Source organism: Nocardioides sp. Z21_20 (genome assembly GCF_059766585.1).
The window spans coordinates 92695-111738 of the sequence record NZ_JCBAJX010000010.1 but is presented as its reverse complement, the minus strand read 5'-3'; the positions used below and the strand labels follow the sequence as shown (position 1 = coordinate 111738).

Annotated in this window: 21 protein-coding genes; 12 read left to right on the top strand and 9 right to left on the bottom strand. The window is 71.7% G+C overall.

Annotated elements, in window-relative coordinates; all coding sequences use genetic code 11:
- The first annotated feature begins 42 nt into the window (after window positions 1–42).
- The gene (locus tag AC6EH9_RS15470) at window positions 43–678 is read left to right on the top strand and encodes an IclR family transcriptional regulator (RefSeq protein ID WP_498424347.1); all 636 of its coding nucleotides are present in this window, start codon (window positions 43–45) and stop codon (window positions 676–678) included.
- Here the strand turns inward: AC6EH9_RS15470 and AC6EH9_RS15465 are convergent.
- Window positions 675–1160, bottom strand: a complete 486-nt coding sequence (locus tag AC6EH9_RS15465; protein ID WP_498424346.1) for an Lrp/AsnC family transcriptional regulator — start codon at window positions 1158–1160, stop codon at window positions 675–677. The genes AC6EH9_RS15470 and AC6EH9_RS15465 overlap by 4 nt on opposite strands.
- A gap of 130 nt (window positions 1161–1290) precedes the next feature.
- Between AC6EH9_RS15465 and hppD the strand changes: the two genes are divergently transcribed.
- The gene (gene hppD, locus AC6EH9_RS15460; protein ID WP_498424343.1) at window positions 1291–2532 is read left to right on the top strand and encodes a 4-hydroxyphenylpyruvate dioxygenase; all 1242 of its coding nucleotides are present in this window, start codon (window positions 1291–1293) and stop codon (window positions 2530–2532) included.
- Between the two features lie 4 nt (window positions 2533–2536).
- On the opposite strand, the gene AC6EH9_RS15455 is transcribed toward hppD, so the two are convergent.
- Genes AC6EH9_RS15455 through AC6EH9_RS15445 form a run of 3 tightly spaced genes read right to left on the bottom strand, consistent with a single transcriptional unit; the run spans window position 2537 to window position 4901 of the window.
- Window positions 2537–3307, bottom strand: a complete 771-nt coding sequence (locus tag AC6EH9_RS15455) for an amino acid ABC transporter ATP-binding protein (RefSeq protein WP_498424341.1) — start codon at window positions 3305–3307, stop codon at window positions 2537–2539.
- On the bottom strand, window positions 3307–4095 hold the full coding sequence (locus AC6EH9_RS15450) for an amino acid ABC transporter permease (protein WP_498424340.1): 789 nt from the start codon (window positions 4093–4095) through the stop codon (window positions 3307–3309). Before AC6EH9_RS15450 ends, AC6EH9_RS15455 begins: the two co-directional genes overlap by 1 nt.
- A 5-nt stretch (window positions 4096–4100) precedes the next feature.
- Window positions 4101–4901 carry a basic amino acid ABC transporter substrate-binding protein gene (locus AC6EH9_RS15445; protein WP_498424339.1) on the bottom strand — a complete coding sequence of 267 codons (801 nt, stop codon included), beginning with the start codon at window positions 4899–4901 and terminating at the stop codon, window positions 4101–4103.
- Between the two features lie 79 nt (window positions 4902–4980).
- Here AC6EH9_RS15445 and AC6EH9_RS15440 point away from each other — a divergent pair, with 79 nt between their 5' ends.
- Window positions 4981–5523 carry a DUF1697 domain-containing protein gene (locus AC6EH9_RS15440; protein WP_498424337.1) on the top strand — a complete coding sequence of 181 codons (543 nt, stop codon included), beginning with the start codon at window positions 4981–4983 and terminating at the stop codon, window positions 5521–5523.
- On the opposite strand, the gene AC6EH9_RS15435 is transcribed toward AC6EH9_RS15440, so the two are convergent.
- On the bottom strand, window positions 5489–6718 hold the full coding sequence (locus AC6EH9_RS15435) for an MFS transporter (protein ID WP_498424335.1): 1230 nt from the start codon (window positions 6716–6718) through the stop codon (window positions 5489–5491). The genes AC6EH9_RS15440 and AC6EH9_RS15435 overlap by 35 nt on opposite strands.
- A gap of 186 nt (window positions 6719–6904) precedes the next feature.
- On the opposite strand from AC6EH9_RS15435, the gene AC6EH9_RS15430 reads away from it, so the two are divergent.
- Window positions 6905–8803, top strand: coding sequence for a bifunctional metallophosphatase/5'-nucleotidase (locus AC6EH9_RS15430; RefSeq protein WP_498424334.1), 1899 nt, complete (start codon window positions 6905–6907; stop codon window positions 8801–8803).
- 24 nt (window positions 8804–8827) lie between these two features.
- Here AC6EH9_RS15430 and AC6EH9_RS15425 read toward each other — a convergent pair whose 3' ends face one another.
- Genes AC6EH9_RS15425 through AC6EH9_RS15415 form a run of 3 tightly spaced genes read right to left on the bottom strand, consistent with a single transcriptional unit; the run spans window position 8828 to window position 11439 of the window.
- Window positions 8828–9607, bottom strand: coding sequence for an enoyl-CoA hydratase-related protein (locus AC6EH9_RS15425; RefSeq protein ID WP_498424331.1), 780 nt, complete (start codon window positions 9605–9607; stop codon window positions 8828–8830).
- Window positions 9591–10166, bottom strand: coding sequence for an isochorismatase family protein (locus tag AC6EH9_RS15420; protein ID WP_498424328.1), 576 nt, complete (start codon window positions 10164–10166; stop codon window positions 9591–9593). Before AC6EH9_RS15420 ends, AC6EH9_RS15425 begins: the two co-directional genes overlap by 17 nt.
- A gap of 34 nt (window positions 10167–10200) precedes the next feature.
- Window positions 10201–11439 (bottom strand): nicotinate phosphoribosyltransferase, encoded by a 1239-nt coding sequence (locus AC6EH9_RS15415; protein ID WP_498424375.1) that lies wholly within the window; start codon window positions 11437–11439, stop codon window positions 10201–10203.
- 187 nt (window positions 11440–11626) lie between these two features.
- Here AC6EH9_RS15415 and clpS point away from each other — a divergent pair, with 187 nt between their 5' ends.
- Both clpS and AC6EH9_RS15405 read left to right on the top strand, forming a co-directional pair.
- Complete coding sequence (gene clpS / locus AC6EH9_RS15410; RefSeq protein WP_498424374.1) at window positions 11627–11872, top strand: ATP-dependent Clp protease adapter ClpS; 246 nt, start codon at window positions 11627–11629, stop codon at window positions 11870–11872.
- Window positions 11869–12453: a DUF2017 domain-containing protein gene (locus AC6EH9_RS15405; protein WP_498424325.1), complete on the top strand. Its 585-nt coding sequence runs from the start codon at window positions 11869–11871 to the stop codon at window positions 12451–12453. Before clpS ends, AC6EH9_RS15405 begins: the two co-directional genes overlap by 4 nt.
- A gap of 18 nt (window positions 12454–12471) precedes the next feature.
- Here the strand turns inward: AC6EH9_RS15405 and gdhA are convergent, their stop codons facing one another.
- Window positions 12472–13818 (bottom strand): NADP-specific glutamate dehydrogenase, encoded by a 1347-nt coding sequence (gdhA, locus tag AC6EH9_RS15400; protein WP_498424324.1) that lies wholly within the window; start codon window positions 13816–13818, stop codon window positions 12472–12474.
- 95 nt (window positions 13819–13913) lie between these two features.
- Between gdhA and AC6EH9_RS15395 the strand changes: the two genes are divergently transcribed.
- The 6 genes from AC6EH9_RS15395 (at window position 13914) to AC6EH9_RS15370 (ending at window position 19044) form a co-directional block, all read left to right on the top strand.
- Window positions 13914–14357 (top strand): M67 family metallopeptidase, encoded by a 444-nt coding sequence (locus AC6EH9_RS15395; protein ID WP_498424322.1) that lies wholly within the window; start codon window positions 13914–13916, stop codon window positions 14355–14357.
- Entirely contained in the window at window positions 14357–14635 is a 279-nt protein-coding gene (locus AC6EH9_RS15390; protein ID WP_498424320.1) for a MoaD family protein, read from the top strand. Before AC6EH9_RS15395 ends, AC6EH9_RS15390 begins: the two co-directional genes overlap by 1 nt.
- Window positions 14636–14654: 19 nt before the next feature.
- Complete coding sequence (locus AC6EH9_RS15385; RefSeq protein ID WP_498424319.1) at window positions 14655–15212, top strand: NYN domain-containing protein; 558 nt, start codon at window positions 14655–14657, stop codon at window positions 15210–15212.
- 15 nt (window positions 15213–15227) lie between these two features.
- Entirely contained in the window at window positions 15228–16175 is a 948-nt protein-coding gene (locus AC6EH9_RS15380) for a PLP-dependent cysteine synthase family protein (RefSeq protein WP_498424317.1), read from the top strand.
- Window positions 16176–16216: 41 nt separating this feature from the next.
- Window positions 16217–16810: a DUF3152 domain-containing protein gene (locus AC6EH9_RS15375; protein WP_498424316.1), complete on the top strand. Its 594-nt coding sequence runs from the start codon at window positions 16217–16219 to the stop codon at window positions 16808–16810.
- Between the two features lie 101 nt (window positions 16811–16911).
- Window positions 16912–19044 (top strand): chemotaxis protein CheW, encoded by a 2133-nt coding sequence (locus tag AC6EH9_RS15370; protein ID WP_498424315.1) that lies wholly within the window; start codon window positions 16912–16914, stop codon window positions 19042–19044.

Here is a 19044-nt window from a genome sequence, read left to right as displayed (position 1 = left end):
CTTCCCCCGGGCGTCCTACCGCCCGCGCCCTACACTCGGCGCATGGTGGCGGAGACCTCCCAGACGCTGGACCGGGGGCTGCAGGTGTTGGCGGTGCTGGCCGGGACCCCGGGCGGACTCACCGTCACCCAGCTCGCGGGCCGGCTCGGGGTGAACCGCACGGTCGTCTACCGGCTGGTCAGCACCCTCGAGCAGCACGCCCTGGTCCGCCGCGACGGCCACGGCCGGCTCTACGTCGGGCTCGGCGTGCTGACCCTGGCCTCGGCCGTCCAGCCCGTGCTGCGCGACCTGGCCACGCCCGTGCTGCGCGCGCTGGCCGAGGAGATCGGCTGCACCGCCCACCTCAGCGTCGCCGACGGTGAGGAGGCGCTCGCGCTCGCGGTCGTGGAGCCGTCGTGGACCGACTTCCACGTCGCCTACCGGGTGGGGGCCCGGCACCCGCTCACCCTCGGGGCCGCCGGCCGGGCCATCCTGGCCGGCCGGGAGGCCGACGGAGCCGGCCACGTGGTGACCTACGGTGAGCTGCAGCCCGGTGCGCGCGGGCTGGCGGCGCCGCTGCCGGGCGTGCCGGGACTCGAGGCGAGCGTCGGGATCGTCACCATGGGCGACCTGGAGGAGTCGCAGGTCTCTACGCGTGTCGTGGCGGCCGCCGCCGAGGTCGCCCGCCGACTCGGCTAGGGCGCCGCGGGCCCCAGGCTGGCGGCGGCCAGCGGCAGCACCCGGTGCGGGATCTGGGTGGCGAGGGCGATCACGGTGGAGCCGCGGGTGATCGCCGCGTCGGAGAGCACGAGGTCGATGACGCGCTGCAGGTCCGCGTTCGAACGCGCCACGACCCGGCACCACAGGTCGCCCGCCCCGGTGATCGTGTGCGCCTCCAGCACCTCGGGGATGCGGGCCAGGTGCGCGGTGACCCGGTCGTGGCCGCCCTCGTGGGTGGGGTCCTGGCGGATCTCCAGGGTGAGGAACGCGCTGACCGGGAAGCCGAGCGCCTCGGTGGACAGCTGAGGCCCCCAGCTGGTCACCACGCCGCGGGCGACGAGCTTGTCCAGCCGGGCCTGCGCCGTGCCGCGGGCGACGCCGAGGCGCCGGGCCGCCTCGAGGATCGGGATCCGCGGCTCGTCGCAGAGCAGCACCAGCAGCCGGTGGTCGAGGTCGTCCATGCAGGCATCCTCGTGCCGGCGGGGCACGGTGACAACCCGATGCGCAGTGAAACCGGCGCTGGCTGGGCAGACTGCCCACTCTCCGCACGCACTGTTGCGCAGCCTGCGCGGCGCGGTCAGGGTGGCGCGCATGACCACGACACGGCACACCGGCCCCGGCCAGGACCGGCCCGAGCACCACGAGCTGACCGCGGACGAGCTGCGCGCCGGGCTCACCCTCGAGCAGCTGCGCGAGCTGGTGGGCCTGGTCGAGCATGACCCGGCGCAGGACCCGTTCCCGGTCTCCGCCCTGGACGCGATCGGGTTCGTGGTGGGCAACGCGACCCAGAGCGCCACCTTCTACCAGCTCGCGCTGGGCATGGAGCTCGAGGCCTACCGCGGGCCGGAGACCGGGGTACGGGACTCCAAGAGCTACGTGCTGCGCTCGGGCTCGGCCCGTTTCGTCTTCACCGGCGGCGTCACCCCCGACAGCGCGCTGCTCGACCACCACCGCCGGCACGGCGACGGCGTCGTAGACCTCGCCCTCGAGGTGCCCGACGTGGATCGCTGCATCGCCCATGCCCGCGCCCACGGGGCGACGGTGCTCGTCGAGCCGCACGAGGAGTCCGACGAGCACGGCACGGTCCGGCTCGCCGCGATCGCGACGTACGGCGAGACCCGGCACACGCTCGTCGACCGGTCCGCCTACTCGGGTCCGTATCTGCCCGGCTACGTCGCGGCCGGTACCCGGGTGGAGCGCCGCGAGGGCCACCCCAAGCGGCTCTTCCAGGCTGTCGACCACTGCGTCGGCAACGTCGAGCTCGGCCGGATGGACGAGTGGGTGGCCTTCTACAACCGGGTGATGGGCTTCACCAACATGGCCGAGTTCATCGGCGACGACATCGCCACCGACTACTCGGCGCTGATGAGCAAGGTGGTGGCCAGCGGCAACCACCGGGTGAAGTTCCCGCTCAACGAGCCGGCCGTGGCCAAGAAGAGGTCGCAGATCGACGAGTACCTGGAGTTCTACGACGGCGCCGGGTGCCAGCACATCGCGCTGGCCACCAACGACATCCTGCGCAGCGTCGACGTCCTGCGCGGCAACGGCATCGAGTTCCTCGACACCCCCAACTCCTACTACGAGGACCCCGAGCTGCGCGCCCGGATCGGGGAGGTGCGGGTCCCCATCGAGGAGCTGCGCAGGCGCCGGATCCTCGTCGACCGCGACGAGGACGGCTACCTGCTGCAGATCTTCACCCGCCCGATGGGGGACCGCCCGACGGTCTTCTACGAGCTCATCGAGCGCCACGGCTCGCTCGGCTTCGGCAAGGGCAACTTCAAGGCCCTGTTCGAGGCGATCGAGCGCGAGCAGGAGGCCCGCGGCAACCTGTGAGCGCTCAGAGCACCTTGGACAGGAACGACCGGGTGCGCTCGTGCTGGGGGTCGGCCAGCACCGCCGCGGGGTCGCCCTGCTCGAGGATCACGCCGCCGTCCATGAAGACCAGCTTGTCGCCCACCTCGCGGGCGAAGCCCATCTCGTGGGTGACGACCATCATCGTCATCCCCTCGGTGGCCAGGTCCTTCATCACCGCCAGCACGTCGCCGACCAGCTCGGGGTCCAGCGCCGAGGTGGGCTCGTCGAAGAGCATCATGTCCGGGTCCATCGCGAGCGCCCGAGCGATCGCGACGCGCTGCTGCTGGCCGCCGGAGAGGTGCGCCGGGTAGGCGTCCTCCTTCTCGGCGAGCCCGACCTTGGCCAGGTTGCGCCGGGCGATAGCGACGGCCTCCTCCTTGCCGCGCTTCTTCACGCGCCGCTGGGCGATGGTGAGGTTGCTGAGCACCGACAGGTGCGGGAAGAGGTTGAAGGACTGGAAGACCATGCCGATGCGGCTGCGGATCTCGTCCACGTCGACGTCGGGGTCGGTGATCTCCACGCCTTCGACGAAGATCCGTCCCGAGGTGGGCTGCTCGAGCAGGTTCACGCAACGCAGCAGCGTGGACTTGCCCGAGCCCGAGGGGCCGATCACGCACACCACGTCGCTCTGGTCGACGTGGAAGTCGATGCCCTTGAGCACCTCGTTGAGACCGAACGACTTGTGCAGGTCGATCACGTCGATCGCCGAGCCGGCGTGCGCCTCGCGCATGGGGCTCGTGGTCGGATGACTCATCAGCGGGCCTTCTCTGCGCGGGCTTCGAGGCGACGCACCAGTATCGCCAACGGGACGGTGATCAGGAGGTAGCAGACGCCGACCGCGAGGAGGGCGGTCATGCTCTTCTCCTGGTTGAGCGTGTCGCGACCGAACTTGGTCAGCTCCAGGGTCGTCGTGCTCAGCCCCAGCAGGTAGACCAGCGAGGAGTCCTTGGTCAGCAGGATCAGCTCGTTGGTCAGCGGGGGCAGCACGATCCGGAACGCCTGCGGGACCACGATCGAGATCATCGAGCGGGTGTGCGACATGCCCAGCGAGCGGGCCGCCTCGGTCTGCCCCTTCGGCACGGCCTGGATGCCGGCCCGGATCGTCTCGGCCATGTACGCCGCGCCCACCAGGCCGAGGGACACGGTGACCGTGCCGAGGATGCCGCCGGGGACCTCACGACCCGGGAACGCGATCGGGATGCCGTAGTAGAACGCGATGAAGACCACCAGCGCCGGGACGCCGCGGAAGAGTTCGATCACCGCGGTGGCGATCCAGCGGTAGGGCCCCACCGAGGAGAGCCGCATCAGCGCGAGCAGCAGGCCGACGACGAGCCCGAACGCGAACGCGCACGCGGTGTAGAGCAGCGTGTTCTTCAGCGCCGTCGTGATGATCTCGGGGAACATCTCCCGGATCACGTCGACGTCGAAGAACGCGCGCTGCAGCTCGCCCCAGTTGGCGACCAGTGCGAAGCCGCCCAGGACCGCCAGCAGGATGGCGTACTGGATCCACCGGACGATCTGCGCGCGCTTGCGCGGGCTCATCGCCATCACTTGGCCGGGGCGTCGCCGAAGTACTTCTTGTAGATCTTGTCGTACGTGCCGTCGTCCTTGGCCTTGGCGAGCACCTCGTTGACGGCGTCGATGAGCTCGTCGTTGCCGTCCTTGGCCACCGCGAAGCCGTACTGCTCGCCGGTGTCGAACTCCGCGGCCACCTCGACCTGGGGGTTCTTGGAGACGTAGTCGTAGAGCACGGTGTTGTCGTTGATGCCCGCGTCGACCTGGCCGTTCTTCACCGCCTGGGTGAGCAGTGCCAGGTCCTCGAAGTCGCGGATCTCGACGCCGTCGGGGGCGTTCTCGGTCGCGTACTTCTGGCCGGTGGTGCCCACCTGCACCGCCAGCGACTTGCCCTTGAGGTCGTCGAGGGACTTGATGTCGGAGCCGGCCGGCACCAGCAGGGCCTGGGTGGCGTCGAAATAGGGGTCCGCGAAGTCCATCACCTTGGAGCGCTCATCGGTGATGGTCATGCCGGCGGCGGCGATGTCGCACTTGCCCGTCGACATGGCCTGACCGGTCTCGATGCCCTCGAACGGGGTGTCGAAGATGTCCTGCTCGAGGTCGAGCTCCTCGGCGACCAGGTTCATCAGGTCGACGTCGAAGCCGACCACCTTGCCGCCCTCCTGGTACTGGAAGGGCTCGTAGGGCATGTGGGTGCAGACGGTGAGCTTGCCGTCCTTGATCAGCTCGACGCCGGCGTCGGTGGTGACCTTGTCGGTGTCGCTCGCGCAGCCCGCAAGCACGGTCGCGAGTGCGGTGATGGCGAAGGCGGAGGTGATTGCGCGGGGTGTCATGGCGCATAACCCTAGACCAACCGGCGCGCAGCGGCGCGGCGAAGTGACCAGATCAACGCGTGGCGGAGGCGATGACCCGATGGCAACCTATCTGGCGTTCCTGCGGGCTATCAATCTCGGTGCCCGGCGCAAGTACCCGATGGCCGAGCTCCGGGCGGCGTTGGGCGCTGCTGGCTTCGGCGACGTCGAGACGCACATCCAGACCGGCAACGTCCGGCTGAGCACCCGGATGCGCTCGCGGACCAGGGTCGAGGAGGCGCTGGAGGGGGTCTTCCTGGCCGACCGCGGGTTTGAGGTGCCGACCATCGTCCTGCGCCCGGACGAGCTCGCGACCGTCGCCGCGGACGCCGCCGAGCTGGCCGCGTCGGGGCCCGAGGGCGGCGGACACTACGTGTGCCTGCTCAAGCACGACCCGGACCCCGACGGCGTCGCTGCCCTCGAGGCGCTGCGCTACGACGAGCACCGCGCGGTCGTGCGAGGGCGGGCGGTGCACCTCCTCGTCGGGGCGACCTACCTGGGCAGCGGGCTGGACGCGGCACGGGTGGAGCGGCTGCTCGGGCCCGCGACGGCGCGCAACGAGCGGGTGATCAGGGCACTGGCACAGAAATGGGGCGTCGGCTGAGGTGGCGCACCGAGGCGCTGGCCAGGGTGAGCAGCGCGATCGCGACGTAGAGGAGCCCACCGAGCAGGATCACCCGCCGGACCCCGAACGCGTGCCCGAGCGGGCCGAAGAGCAGCTGGCCCACCGGGAGGGCGGCGAAGGAGCCCAGGGCGTCGAAGGAGTACGCGCGGGCGAGCACCTCCTCGGCGACGTTCTCCTGCATCGCCAGGTGCCAGCCGATGCTGAACAGCTCGATGCCGGCGCCACCGAGGAAGGCGGCCACCACCAGCATCACGAGGTCGGGGCCCGAGCCCAGCGCCACGATGGGCAGCCCGGAGACGGCACAGCCGAGCATGCCGGCGCGCAGCGGCCGGCGCAGGCTGATCCGGCTCAGCGCGAGCGTCGTGACGAGCAGGCCCGCAGCGAAGGCCGAGAGCGCCAGGCCCCAGCCCTGGGGGCCGAGGGTGGCGCCGGCGAGGCCGGGGCCCAGGGTGGACCAGGCCCCGCTCTGGATGGCGTTCAGCACGGTCAGCGCCAGCACGACGACCCACAGCCAGCTCGTGCTCCGCACCACCGCCCACCCCTCGCGGAGCTCGGCTCCCACCGAGGCGGACCGGCGACCCGGAGCCCGACTGGGGAGCCGGACCCGGGTGAGCAGCGCTGCGGAGACCAGCCAGGCCGAGGCGTCCACCGCCAGCGCCCAGCCCGGACCGAGTGCGACCACGAGGACGCCGGCCATCGAGGGGCCCAGGACCGCGATCGCGGCGCGGGTCATCCCCAGCACCACGTTCGCCTCCTGCAACAGCGACGACGTCACCAGCTGTGGCACCACGCTCGACATCGCCGGGATGGCCGCGGCCGCGACGGTGCCGTTGATCGCCGCGAGCGCGACGAGCTGCCATAGCTGGGCGCTGTCGGTGATGACCAGCGTGGCCGTCGTCGCCTGGCTGAGCCCGGCGAGGAGGTTGCTGACCCGCAGCACCGTGGCCTGGCCGACCCGGTCGGCGAGCACGCCGCCGGCCAGCAGCAGGGCGACCAGCGGAATGCTGTGGGCGGCGAGCACGACCCCGAGGGCGCTGGGGGAGTCGTCGATGCTCAGCACCGCGAATGCGAGCGCGACCGGGGCCATCGTCGTGCCCGCGAGGTTGACCGCGCGGGCGGCGACGAAGCGACGGAAATTGGGTTGGCCAAGGGCAAGGGCGGATCGGCCCAGCATCATCGCCCCCCGTCGGCGCCCGAGAACGGCCCGCTCGACGGGCCAGGGTGTGATGACACTACAGACGGGGCCGCGCCGTGCAGGAGGTTATCGATCCGTGACCCGACTGCGGCGCGATTGCTGCTTGACCCCCGCTGGGGCGCAGGGGGTAATGAGACCTCCTCACCCCTCGATCTCGGGAGTCCCATGTCTGAGCAGCACCAGGCCGGCCCGCCGGCGTCCGTCCCCTCGTCCTCCCCGCAGCCGGCGGGGTCCGCCCCGGCGACGCGGCGCACGGTGCTGTCCGGCGGCGCGGCGCTGGCTGCCGCCGGGATGGTGGCGTGGCCCGCGAGCGCCGAGGCCCGGCCGCGACTGCGCGGCCGGACGATCCGCCCGCGCACCCGGCTCACCGTGCTCGGCACCACCGACCTGCACGGCAACGTCCTGAACTGGGACTACTTCAAGGACACCGACTTCTCCAACCAGGCCGGGGACCAGATCGGGCTGGCGAAGATCGCGACGCTGGTCGAGGCCCTCAAGGAGGAGCGCCGGGGCGAGCCCCTGCTCACCCTGGACGCCGGGGACACCATCCAGGGCACCCCGCTGGCCTACTACTACGCCCGGATCGACCCCATCACCCAGGGGGCCGTCCACCCGATGGCGCGGGCGATGAACCTGGTCGGCTACGACGCCGCCGCCCTGGGCAACCACGAGTTCAACTACGGCATCGACACGCTGCGCACCTTCGAGTCGCAGCTGAACTTCCCGCTGCTGGCCGCGAACGCGGTCGACCCGGCCACCAAGCGCCCGGTCTTCGCGCCGTACCTGATCAAGCGGTTCAAGACCTCCTGGGGCTACCCGCTCAAGGTCGGGGTGCTCGGCCTGACCAACCCGGGGGTGGCGATCTGGGACAAGGCGATCGTGGAGGGCCGGATCGAGTTCCCCGGGCTGGTCGAGCAGGCCAAGCGGTTCGTGCCGCGGCTCAAGCGGATGGGCTGCGACGTCGTGGTGATCTCCGCCCACTCCGGCGCCGACACCAGCTCGTCGTACGGCGACGCGCTGCCGTTCCCCGAGAACGCCGCGAGCCTGGTGGCCGAGCAGGTGCCGGGGGTCGACGCGATCCTGGTGGGCCACGCGCACAAGGAGATCGGCGAGCGCTTCGTCACCAACAAGGCGACGGGCCGCGAGGTGCTGCTGTGCGAGCCGCTGTACTGGGGCATGCGGCTGGCGGTGATGGACTTCCGGCTCGAGTGGCGCAAGGGCGGCTGGCGGGTCGACTCGGCGCACGCGCAGACCCTGAACTCCAACACCGTCGACGCCCACCCCGCGGTGGCCGCGGCCGTGCGCGAGCAGCACGCCACCGTCGTGGAGTACGTGAACTCGGTGGTCGGGTCCTCCACGACCGAGCTGCTGGCCAGCCGGGCGATGGTCGAGGACGTCGCCATCATCGACTTCATCAACTACGTCCAGGCCGACGCGGTGAAGAAGGCCCTGGCCGGCAGCGCCGCCGCCGCGCTGCCGGTGCTGTCGATCGCGGCGCCGTTCAGCCGGACCGCGCGGTTCCCGGCCGGGGACGTGACCGTGCGCGACGTGGCCGGCCTCTACGTCTTCGACAACACCCTGCTCGGCGTTCGGATCACCGGCGCGCAGCTGACCGACTACCTGGAGTTCTCGGCGCGCTACTTCAAGCAGGTCTCCGGCGCGGGGCCCTTCACGATCGCCGAGGTGACCAACGCCGTCACCGACACCGCGCCCAACGGCACCCCGGACTACAACTACGACATGGTCGCGGGCCTGGACGCCGACCTGGGCTACGACATCGACATCAGCGCGGCGCCCGGGGCGCGGATCAGGAACCTCACCTACGCCGGGGAGGCGGTGCGACCCGAGCAGGAGTTCGTGCTGGCGGTGAACAACTACCGCCAGTCCGGGGGCGGCAACTTCCCGCACGTGCGGGACGCCGAGGTGCTCTACAACGCCCAGGTGGAGATCCGCCAGCTGCTCATCGACTGGGTCATCGAGAACGAGGTGATCGACCCGGCCCTGTTCGAGTCGGTCGACTGGCGCCTGGTCGCGGGCACCACTGCGGTGACGATCACCGGCTAGGCAGACGCGCCGGCCGGGGCGGGGTCACTCTCCGCGGAACACCGGCCGGCGCTTCTCGCCGAACGCACGCATCCCCTCGGCGACGTCGCCGGTGCGCAGCAGCAGGCTCTGGCCGCGCCGCTCGTTCTCCAGCGCGCTCTCGAGTCGGTGCAGGGTGGCGGCGTTGACCGCGCGCTTGGTCGCGGCGAAGGCGAGCGGCGGGCCGGCGACCAGCCGCCGCACGATCGTGTCGACGACCGCGGGGAACTCCTCGTCGGAGGCCAGGTGGCTGACCAGCCCCGCCTGGTAGGCCTCGCGGGCGGTCAGGGGCTCGGCCAGCAGCGCCATCCGCATCGCCCGGGCCCGGCCGATGCTCGCCGCGACCGTGGCGCTGGCGCCTCCGTCGGGCATCAGCCCGACCCGGGCGAAGGCGAGCAGGAACGACGCCGACTCGCTCGCCACCGCGAGGTCGCAGGCCAGCGCGGCGGAGCAGCCGACCCCGGCGGCCACCCCGTTGACGGCCGCCACCACGGGCTTGTCGATCGAGACGATCGCCCGGATGATCCGGTTGGCGCGGTCCAGGGCGGTGACGTCGAAGTGCTCGTGGGCGTCCTCGCCGGAGAGGTCGGCCCCGGCGCTGAACGCGGCCCCGGTGCCGCTCAGCACCACCACCCGCACCTCCTCGCGCGAGGTCGCCTGCTCGACGAGCTCGGCGAGGCCGTCGGCCATCGTGTCGTTCAGCGCGTTGAACTGCTCGGGCCGGTTGAGGGTGATCCACAGGGCGCCGTCGGTGACGCGGGTCTCCAGGTCAGCCAACGTGGACACCGGCCTCGCGCATCCGGGTGATCGCCCGCTCGGTGGTCTCGGGCGCCACCCCCGCGCACAGGTGGAGGAGCACCCGGGTGTCGAAGCCGGCCTCCGCGGCGTCCAGCGCGGTCGCGCGCACGCAGTGGTCGGTGGCGATCCCGCACACGTCGACGTCGCGCACGCCCCGCTCGCGCAGCCAGTCCGTCAGCGGCGCCCCCTGCGCCGTACGCCCCTCGAAGCCGGAGTAGGCGGCCGCGTGCTCGCCCTTGCGGAAGATCGCGTCCAAGGGCTCGGGGTCGAGGTTGGGGTGGAACGCCTCGCCGTCGGTGCCGACCTCGCAGTGCACCGGCCAGGAGCTCTCGTAGTCGGGCTCGCTCGACCAGTGGTGGCCCGGGTCGACGTGGTGGTCCTTGGTGGCCACGACGTAGGCGTAGTCCTCGACGCCGGGCAGCCCGTCGCGGCGTCGATGCAGCAGCGAGGAGATGTCGGCGGCCACCTGGGCGCCGCCGGCGACGGGCAGCGAGCCGCCCTCGCAGAAGTCGTTCTGGACGTCGACGATGATCAGGGCGCGCACCATGGGGGGACCCTAGTACGTCGCGGGGCGCCCGCACTCAGACATGCAGGGTCTCGATCACCGGCTCCCCACGCGACATCGACTGCGCGGGGACCGGCAGCTCGGCCCGCGCGGCCTGGTGCCGCTCCCGCGCCCGCTCGAGCGGCTCGCGGCCGACGACCTCGCCCTTGCGCACCAGCTCGGTCATCAGCGGTCGGTCGTCGCCGTCGTCGGCGGGGACCACGCCGATGCCGACGACCTCGGCCTCCGCAACGCCTGCCGCGCTGAGCCGGCGCAGCGCGGACTTGCGCCCGCCCAGGGACGCCTTGTCCTTGCTCTTCTTGGCCACCGGCACCATCTCGCCGTCGTCGCCCTCGCGTGCGACCAGCTTGTAGACGAAGCCGGAGGTGGGGTGCCCGCTCCCGGTGACCAGCTGGGTGCCGACGCCGTACCCGTCCACCGGGGCGGCGGCCAGCGCGGCGATCGCATACTCGTCGAGGTCGCTGGTGACGATGATCCGGGTGTCGTGCGCGCCGAGGTCGTCGAGCTGGCGGCGTACGTCGCGGGCGAGCACCCCGAGGTCGCCGGAGTCGATGCGCACCGCGCCGAGTCCGGTGCCGGCCACCTCGATCCCGAGCCGGACCGCCTCGGCGATGTCGTAGGTGTCGACCAGCAGGGTGGTGCCGGCCCCGCAGCTGTCGACCTGGGCCCGGAAGGCGTCGCGCTCGGTGTCGTGCAGCAGCGTGAAGCTGTGCGCGCTGGTGCCGGTGCTCGGCACGCCGTAGCGCTGGCGCGCGGCGAGGTTGGAGGTGCTGCGGAAGCCCGCCACGTACGCCGCGCGCGCCGCCGCGACGGCCGCCTCCTCGTGGGTGCGCCGCGAGCCCATCTCGATGCAGGGCCGCTCGCCGGCGGCGCAGGTCATCCGCGAGGCGGCGCCGGCGATGGCGGAGTCGTGGTTGTAGATCGACAGCAGCAGGGTCTCCAGCAGGACCGCCTCGGCGAAGGTCGACTCGACGACCAGGACGGGGGAGTAGGGGAAGTAGACCTCGCCCTCGGCGTAGCCCCAGATGTCGCCGGAGAACCGGAAGCCGGCCAGCCACTCGAGCGTCCGCTCGTCGACGATGTCGGCCAGCACCGCCAGCGACTCCTCGTCGAAGCGGAAGCGCTCGAACGCGTCGAGCGCGCGGCCGACGCCGGCCACCACGCCGTAGCGCCGGCCCTCGGGCAGACGGCGGGCGAAGAGCTCGAAGACCGAGCGTCGCTCGGCCGTGCCCGCGTGCAGGGCCGCCTGCAGCATGGTCAGCTCGTAGTGGTCGGTCAGCAGCGCAGTCGAGTCGCTCACAGGAGACTTCACGCGCGCCAGCCTAGGGGGCCGCGGTGCCTCCGCCGAGCACCTGTCCGGGGTGTGCCACGATGGAGCCGTGTCTGTGTTGGTGTCTGCCGCAAGCTCCGTCGAGGTCGACCCGACGACCATCCCGGACGAGATGACCGTCCTGTCCACGCCATGGGTCACCATCGTGTGGAACGACCCGGTCAACCTGATGTCCTACGTCACCTACGTCTTCCGCACCTACTTCGGCTACGACAAGGCCAAGGCGGAGCGGCTGATGATGGAGGTGCACGAGGACGGGCGCTCGGTGGTCAGCAGCGGCACCCGCGAGGAGATGGAGCGCGACGTGCAGGCGATGCACGAGTACGGGCTGTGGGCCACGATGGAGCGTCAGGGATGAGCGGGTTCCAGCGCCACCGCCGCAGCGGCCGGGTGATCGCGAACTTCACCGGCTTCGAGGCGGACCTGCTGCGCTCGCTGGCCTCCCAGCTCGTCGAGCTGCTGCGCAACGAGCGGGCGGTCCCGCAGGACGGCCTCGACCCGTTCGAGGCGATGATGGACTTCTCCGGCCCGACCACGGCCCCCGAGGACCCGGTGCTGGCGCGGCTGTTCCCCACCGCCTACGCCGACGACGAGGAGGCGGCCGGCGAGTTCCGCCGGTTCACCGAGGGCGCGCTGCGCGACGGCAAGGCGGCCGCTGCCTGCACGATCATCGACACCCTCGAGGAGGCCGGGCTCCCGCCGGAGCTGACCGAGGAGGGGCTGCACATCGACGTGGAGCTCGACCCGGAGACGGCGCTCGCGTGGATGCGGTCGTTCACCGACCTCCGGCTGGCGCTCGCCACCCGCCTCGAGGTCACCGAGGGCGACGAGGAGTACTGGTACTCCCTGCCCGACGACGACCCGCGGACCCAGGCCCACGACATCTACGAGTGGATCGGCTACCTGCAGGAGACCCTGATCGCCGCCGTCACCGGGTGACGGCGGCGACCCGCGACCTCAGATGACGCCCATCGCGAGCATCGCGTCGGCGACCTTCATGAAGCTGGAGATGTTGGCGCCGGCCACGTAGTTGCCGGGGGCGCCGTAGGCGTCCGCCGCGGCCGCGCAGCGCTCGTGCACGTCGACCATGATCTGGTCCAGGCGGGCCTCGGTGTGGTCGAAGTGCCAGGAGTCGCGCGAGGCGTTCTGCTGCATCTCCAGGGCGCTGGTGGCCACCCCGCCGGCGTTGGCGGCCTTGCCGGGGGCGAAGAGCACCCCGGCCCCGGTGAGCACGTCGGTGGCCTCGGGGGTGCAGGGCATGTTGGCGCCCTCGGCCACGGCCAGCACGCCGTTGGCGACCAGGGCCCGGGCGGCGTCCGCGTCGAGCTCGTTCTGGGTGGCGCAGGGCAGCGCCACCTCGCAGGGCACGCTCCACACCGACGCGCCGGCGTGGTGGGTGGCCTTGGGGCGCTGGGCGGCGTAGTCGGAGACCCGGCCGCGGTCGACCTCCTTGACCTGGCGCAGCAGGTCGATGTCCAGGCCGTCCTCGTCGACGACGTAGCCGCCGGAGTCGGAGCAGGCGACGACCTGGGCGCCGAGCTGCTGGGCCTTCAGCGCGGCGTAGATCGCCACGTTGCCGGAGCCGGAGACCACGACGCGCCGCCCGGAGAGGTCGAGGTTGCGGGTGGCGAGCATCTCGCGGGTGAAGAAGACGGTGCCGTAACCGGTGGCCTCGGTGCGCACCTGGGACCCGCCGTAGGACAGGCCCTTGCCGGTGAGCACGCCGGACTCGTAGCGGTTGGTGATCCGCTTGTACTGGCCGAAGAGGTAGCCGATCTCGCGGTGCCCCACGCCGATGTCACCGGCGGGGACGTCGGTGTACTCGCCGAGGTGGCGGTACATCTCGGTCATCATCGACTGGCAGAAGCGCATCACCTCGGCGTCGCTGCGGCCCTTGGGGTCGAAGTCCGAGCCGCCCTTGCCGCCGCCGATCGGCAGCCCGGTGAGCGCGTTCTTGAAGATCTGCTCGAAGCCGAGGAACTTCACGATGCCGAGGTTGACCGTCGGGTGGAAGCGCAGGCCGCCCTTGTACGGGCCGAGCGCGGAGTTGAACTCCACCCGGAAGGCGCGGTTGATCTGGACGCGGCCCATGTCGTCGGTCCACGGCACCCGGAAGATGATCTGCCGCTCGGGCTCGCAGATCCGCTCGATGACGGACCCGCGCGCGTACTCGGGGTGCTTGGCGATGACGGGGCCGAGAGACTCGAGGACCTCGTGCACCGCCTGGTGGAACTCGCGCTCGCCGCGGTTCCGTTCGAGCACCGTGTCGTAGGCGGATTGCAGGTCGGGGGCGAGAGTGCTCATGCCTCAAGGCTACGGAGGGGTTACACACGCCTCACCATCGACCGCCTGCTGGGCCGGTGGCGCGAACGCCGAACGGGCTCGCCTAGGCTGGCGCGGTGCTGACCATCGACCAGGCGACGTACGACGCGATCGTCGCCCACGCCAAGCGCGACCACCCCGACGAGGCATGCGGGATCGTCGCCGGCCCGGAGGGCAGCGACCGCCCCGAGCGGCTGGTCGAGATGGTGAACGCCGCGGGCAGCCCGACGTTCTACGAGTTCGACTCCACCGAGCTGCTCGCCCTCTACAAGCAGATGTGGGCGCGCGACGAGGAGCCGGTGGTGGTCTACCACTCGCACACCGCCACCGAGGCCTACCCCTCGCGCACCGACATCGGGCTCGCCAGCGAGCCCGGCGCGCACTATGTGCTGCTCAGCACCCGTGAGCACGGGAATAACGAGGGCCCTGTGGAGTTCAGGTCCTACAGAATCGTCGACGGCGAGGTGACCGAAGAAGAGGTCAACGTCGTCGAGCACCTACCGGCAAGGAGCCCCAGCTGATGGCCATCGAGGTCCGGATCCCCACGATCCTTCGCACGTACACCGGCGGCGAGAAGGCCGTCCCCGCCGAGGGCGCGACCCTCTCGGCGGTGATCGAGAGCCTCGAGGCCAACCACCCCGGCATCCGCGCGCGGCTGATCGAGGGCGAGGACCTGCGCCGCTTCGTCAACGTCTACATCAACGACGAGGACGTCCGCTTCATCGGTGGCCTCGAGGCCCCCCTCTCCGACGGCGACCAGGTCGTCGTGCTGCCGGCGGTCGCCGGCGGCGCTCGCTGAGCGACCCGGCATGGAGCCGGTGAGCGCCTCGCGTCGCACGTTCGTCCTCGTCGACGGCGAGAACATCGACGCGACCCTCGGGCTGACGGTCCTCAACCGGCGACCCGAGCCCGAGGAGCGGCCGCGCTGGGAGCGGGTCACCGCCTACGCGGAGAAGCTGTGGGGCCAGCCGGTCACCGGGCTGTTCTTCCTCAACGCCTCCAACGGCACCCTGCCGACGAGCTTCGTGCAGGCGCTGCTGGCGATGGACTACCGGCCGGTGCCGCTGTCGGGGCGCTCGGACGAGAAGGTCGTCGACATCGGTCTGCAGCGCACGCTGACGGCGCTGGTCGAACGCGACGCCGACGTGCTGCTGGTCAGCCACGACGGTGACTTCGTGCCGCAGGTGGAGGCGCTGCTCGACGGCCGCCGCCGCGTCGGGGTGCTGGCGCTGCGCGAGTTCGTCAACCAGCGCTTCACCGCGCTCGGGGTCCAGATCCACGACCTCGAGGACGACGTGGCCGCCTTCAACGTGCCGCTCCCGCGGGTGCGGATCATCCCGCTCGACGACTTCGACCCCGAGCGCTTCCTGCGCTGACTGGAAGGTGCGCGCATGCGCTTCGACAACCTCCTCGCCTCGGTGGGCGGCACTCCGCTGGTCGGTCTGCCGCGGCTGTCCCCGAGCCCCGAGGTGCGCCTGTGGGCGAAGCTGGAGGACCGCAACCCGACCGGCTCGATCAAGGACCGCCCGGCCCTGAGGATGATCGAGGAGGCGGAGAAGGACGGCACCCTGCGTCCCGGCTGCACGATCCTGGAGCCGACCTCGGGCAACACCGGGATCTCGCTGGCCATGGCGGCGAAGCTCAAGGGCTACCGCATCGTCTGCGTGATGCCGGAGAACACCTCCCAGGAGCGCCGTCAGCTGCTGCGGATGTGGGGCGCCGAGATCGTCTCCTCGCCGGCCGCCGGCGGCTCCAACGAGGCCGTCCGGGTCGCCAAGCAGGTCGCCGCGGAGCACCCCGACTGGGTGATGCTCTACCAGTACGGCAACGAGGCGAACGCGCTCGCGCACGAGCAGGGGACCGGCCCCGAGCTGCTGGCCGATCTTCCCTCGATCACCCACTTCGTGGCCGGCCTCGGCACCACCGGCACCCTGATGGGCGTCTCGCGGTTCTTCCGGGCCGCCAAGCCGGACGTGCGGATCGTGGCCGCGGAGCCCCGCTACGGCGAGCTGGTCTACGGGCTGCGCAACCTCGACGAGGGCTTCGTCCCCGAGCTCTACGACGCCTCCCTCATCGACTCGCGCTTCTCGGTGGGCCCACGTGACGCCGTGCGCCGGGTCCGCGAGCTGCTCGAGCTCGAGGGCATCTTCGCCGGGGTCTCCACCGGCGCGATCCTGCACGCCGCGCTCGGGCAGGCCGCCAAGGCGGTCAAGGCGCAGGAGAGCGCCGATATAGCCTTCGTGGTATGCGACGGCGGCTGGAAGTACCTGTCGACAGGGGCCTACGAGGGCACCGTCGACGACGCCGAGGACCGGCTCGAGGGCCAGCTCTGGGCCTGAGCGGCAACGGCGCGCTCGCCCTCGCGGTTCTCCTCGCCGCCGTGCTGCTCGGCCCGGCCGCCTCCGGCCTGGGCCAGGGCCCGGGGCCGGCGCGCCAGGCACCGGCGCAGCTCACGCTCGTGGAGCCCGCGTCGGACTCCGGGGCGAGGCGCCCCACCCGCACGGTCACCTATCACGTCGAGACGCGGGGGCGGATCAGCACGAGCCTCGCCGGCTTCCGCCGGCTGGCCCAGGAGACCTACGACGACGCGCGCGGCTGGCGCAGGGGCGGCATCGCCTTCCGCGCGGTGCGCCGCGGTGGCGACTTCACGCTCGTGCTCAGCGCGGCCCGCCGGGTGCCCGACTTCTCGCCCGGGTGCAGCGCGCAGTGGAGCTGCCGGGTGGGCCGCTACGTGATCATCAACCAGGACCGGTGGAAGCACGCCAGCCGGGCCTGGCGCGCGGGGGGCGGCAGCCTGCGCGACTACCGGCACATGGTCGTCAACCACGAGACCGGCCACTGGCTCGGGCTGGGCCACCGCGGCTGCACCGGCCGGCGCAACCCGGCGCCGGTGATGATGCCGCAGTCCAAGGGTCTCGCCGGCTGTCGCTTCAACGCGTGGCCGGTCGCCTCGGAGGTGCGCGCCGTACGCTGACGCGACGTCGCCCGCGGGAGATTCTCCGCCCAGTTGGCTAAGCAACGCCCGCCGACGGCCGATCTGTCCTCTCGTGCAGCCCCCCCGAGACAGGCACGCAGATGGATGACCTGGACGAGATCATCCAGGAGTTCCTGGTGGAGAGCCACGAGAACCTGGACCAGCTCGACCACGACCTCGTCGAGCTCGAGCAGGCCCCGGGCTCCCAGGCGCTGCTCTCGAGCGTGTTCCGCACCATCCACACCATCAAGGGCACCAGCGGCTTCCTCGCGCTGGGCCAGCTCGAGACGGTCACACACGTCGGCGAGAGCCTGCTCAGCCGGCTGCGCGACGGCCTGCTGGAGCTGACCCCCGAGATCACCAGCGCGCTGCTGGACATGGTGGACGCGGTACGTCGCATCCTGGCCCAGATCGAGGCGACCGGCACGGAGGGCGAGGGCGACCACACCGAGCTGGTGCGCCGGCTGACCGCGCTGCAGGAGGCGCCGGCGAGCGTGCAGGCAGCGCCGACGGCGGAGCCGGTGGTGGAGTCTGAGCCGGAGCGTCGCTCGGTCACCGAGAGCACGATCCGGGTCGACGTGGAGCTCCTGGACTCGCTGATGAACCTGGTCGGGGAGCTGGTGCTGACCCGCAACCAGATCATGCAGCGCGCCGCCAGCCGCCAGGACACCGAGCTGCTGCGCACCTCGCACCGGCTGAACCTGATCGCCGGGGAGCTGCAGGAGGGCGTGATGAGGACGCGGATGCAGCCCATCGACACGGTGTGGAGCAAGCTGCCGAGGGTGGTCCGGGACCTGTCGCTCGCGCTCGGCAAGCAGATGCGGGTGACGATGGAGGGGCGCGACACCGAGCTCGACAAGACCATCCTGGAGTCCGTCAAGGACCCGCTGACCCATCTGGTGCGCAACGCGGTCGACCACGGGGTGGAGACCCCCGAGCAGCGACTGGCCGCCGGCAAGCCCGCGGAGGGCGTGCTGGTGCTCAGGGCCTTCCACGAGGGCGGCCAGGTCAACATCGAGATCTCCGACGACGGCGCCGGCATCGACCCCGACCGGCTGCGTGCGCGAGCGGTCTCCCGGGGGATCCTCAGCGCCGAGGCGGCCGCCCGGATGGGGGAGCGCGAGGCGCTCGGGCTGATCTTCGCCCCCGGGTTCTCCACGGCGCAGAAGGTCACCCACGTCTCCGGGCGAGGCGTCGGGATGGACGTGGTGAAGACCAACATCGAGAGGATCGGCGGACTGGTCGACGTCCAGAGCGTGCTCGGCGAGGGCACCACGATCCGGATCAAGATCCCGCTGACGCTGGCCATCATCCCCGCTCTCGTGGTCACCACCGGCCAGCAGCGCTACGCGATCCCACAGGTGAGCCTGCTGGAGCTGGTGCGCCTGGAGAACGGCGGCCACGGCGCGAACGGCCCCGGGATCGAGAGCATCCAGGGCACGCCGGTCTACCGGCTGCGCGGCCGGCTGCTGCCGCTGGTCAGCCTGCGCGAGCAGCTCGGTCTCGACCCGTCGCCCGCGCAGACGACGTTCATCGCGGTGCTGCAGGCCGACGAGCGGCAGTTCGGCCTGATCGTCGACGACATCAACGACACCGAGGAGATCGTGGTCAAACCGCTCGGCCGGCAGCTGCGCCACGTCCCGCTCTACGCCGGGGCCACCATCATGGGCGACGGCCAGGTGGCGCTGATCCTCGACGCGATGTCGCTGGCGCAGCGCTCCGGCGTGCTGAGCGAGGCGACCGCCGGGCGCGGTGAGCGCGAGCAGGAGGCCAGCGCCACGCCCGACGCCGACCAGGTGCAGCTGCTGCTGGTGGGCCTCTGCGACGGACGCCGGGTCGGGCTCCCGCTGGCCGTCGTCGACCGGCTCGAGGTGTTCCCCACGGGCCGCATCGAGCGGGTAGGACCGCACCCGGTGGTGCAGTACCGCGACACCGTGCTGCCGTTGGTCCACCTCGACGCCGTGTTCGGTGCCTACGGCGAGCCGGACGCCGAGTCGGCGAAGGTGGTGGTCTGCCTGCACGAGGGGGTCCTGGTCGGCTTCGTGGTCACCCAGATCCTCGACATCGTCGACGCCCGGCTCGACGTGCGCAGCCCGCTCGACACCGGCGGCCACCGCGGCTCGGCGGTGGTCAGCGGCCGGGTCGCCGAGCTGGTCGACGTGGCCCGGGCGGTCACCGGTCTCGACCCGTCGCTGTTCGCCCCCGCCGCCTCCCGCGACCTCGTGGGGGTGTGA

Coding starts and splice junctions, on each gene's coding strand:
- AC6EH9_RS15470 (WP_498424347.1), top strand. CDS start 43: ATGGTGGCGGAGACCTCCCAGACGCTGGACCGGGGGCTGCAGGTGTTG.
- AC6EH9_RS15465 (WP_498424346.1), bottom strand. CDS start 1,160: ATGGACGACCTCGACCACCGGCTGCTGGTGCTGCTCTGCGACGAGCCG.
- hppD (WP_498424343.1), top strand. CDS start 1,291: ATGACCACGACACGGCACACCGGCCCCGGCCAGGACCGGCCCGAGCAC.
- AC6EH9_RS15455 (WP_498424341.1), bottom strand. CDS start 3,307: ATGAGTCATCCGACCACGAGCCCCATGCGCGAGGCGCACGCCGGCTCG.
- AC6EH9_RS15450 (WP_498424340.1), bottom strand. CDS start 4,095: ATGAGCCCGCGCAAGCGCGCGCAGATCGTCCGGTGGATCCAGTACGCC.
- AC6EH9_RS15445 (WP_498424339.1), bottom strand. CDS start 4,901: ATGACACCCCGCGCAATCACCTCCGCCTTCGCCATCACCGCACTCGCG.
- AC6EH9_RS15440 (WP_498424337.1), top strand. CDS start 4,981: ATGGCAACCTATCTGGCGTTCCTGCGGGCTATCAATCTCGGTGCCCGG.
- AC6EH9_RS15435 (WP_498424335.1), bottom strand. CDS start 6,718: ATGCTGGGCCGATCCGCCCTTGCCCTTGGCCAACCCAATTTCCGTCGC.
- AC6EH9_RS15430 (WP_498424334.1), top strand. CDS start 6,905: ATGTCTGAGCAGCACCAGGCCGGCCCGCCGGCGTCCGTCCCCTCGTCC.
- AC6EH9_RS15420 (WP_498424328.1), bottom strand. CDS start 10,166: ATGGTGCGCGCCCTGATCATCGTCGACGTCCAGAACGACTTCTGCGAG.
- AC6EH9_RS15415 (WP_498424375.1), bottom strand. CDS start 11,439: ATGCTGCAGGCGGCCCTGCACGCGGGCACGGCCGAGCGACGCTCGGTC.
- clpS (WP_498424374.1), top strand. CDS start 11,627: ATGACCGTCCTGTCCACGCCATGGGTCACCATCGTGTGGAACGACCCG.
- AC6EH9_RS15405 (WP_498424325.1), top strand. CDS start 11,869: ATGAGCGGGTTCCAGCGCCACCGCCGCAGCGGCCGGGTGATCGCGAAC.
- gdhA (WP_498424324.1), bottom strand. CDS start 13,818: ATGAGCACTCTCGCCCCCGACCTGCAATCCGCCTACGACACGGTGCTC.
- AC6EH9_RS15390 (WP_498424320.1), top strand. CDS start 14,357: ATGGCCATCGAGGTCCGGATCCCCACGATCCTTCGCACGTACACCGGC.
- AC6EH9_RS15380 (WP_498424317.1), top strand. CDS start 15,228: ATGCGCTTCGACAACCTCCTCGCCTCGGTGGGCGGCACTCCGCTGGTC.
- AC6EH9_RS15370 (WP_498424315.1), top strand. CDS start 16,912: ATGGATGACCTGGACGAGATCATCCAGGAGTTCCTGGTGGAGAGCCAC.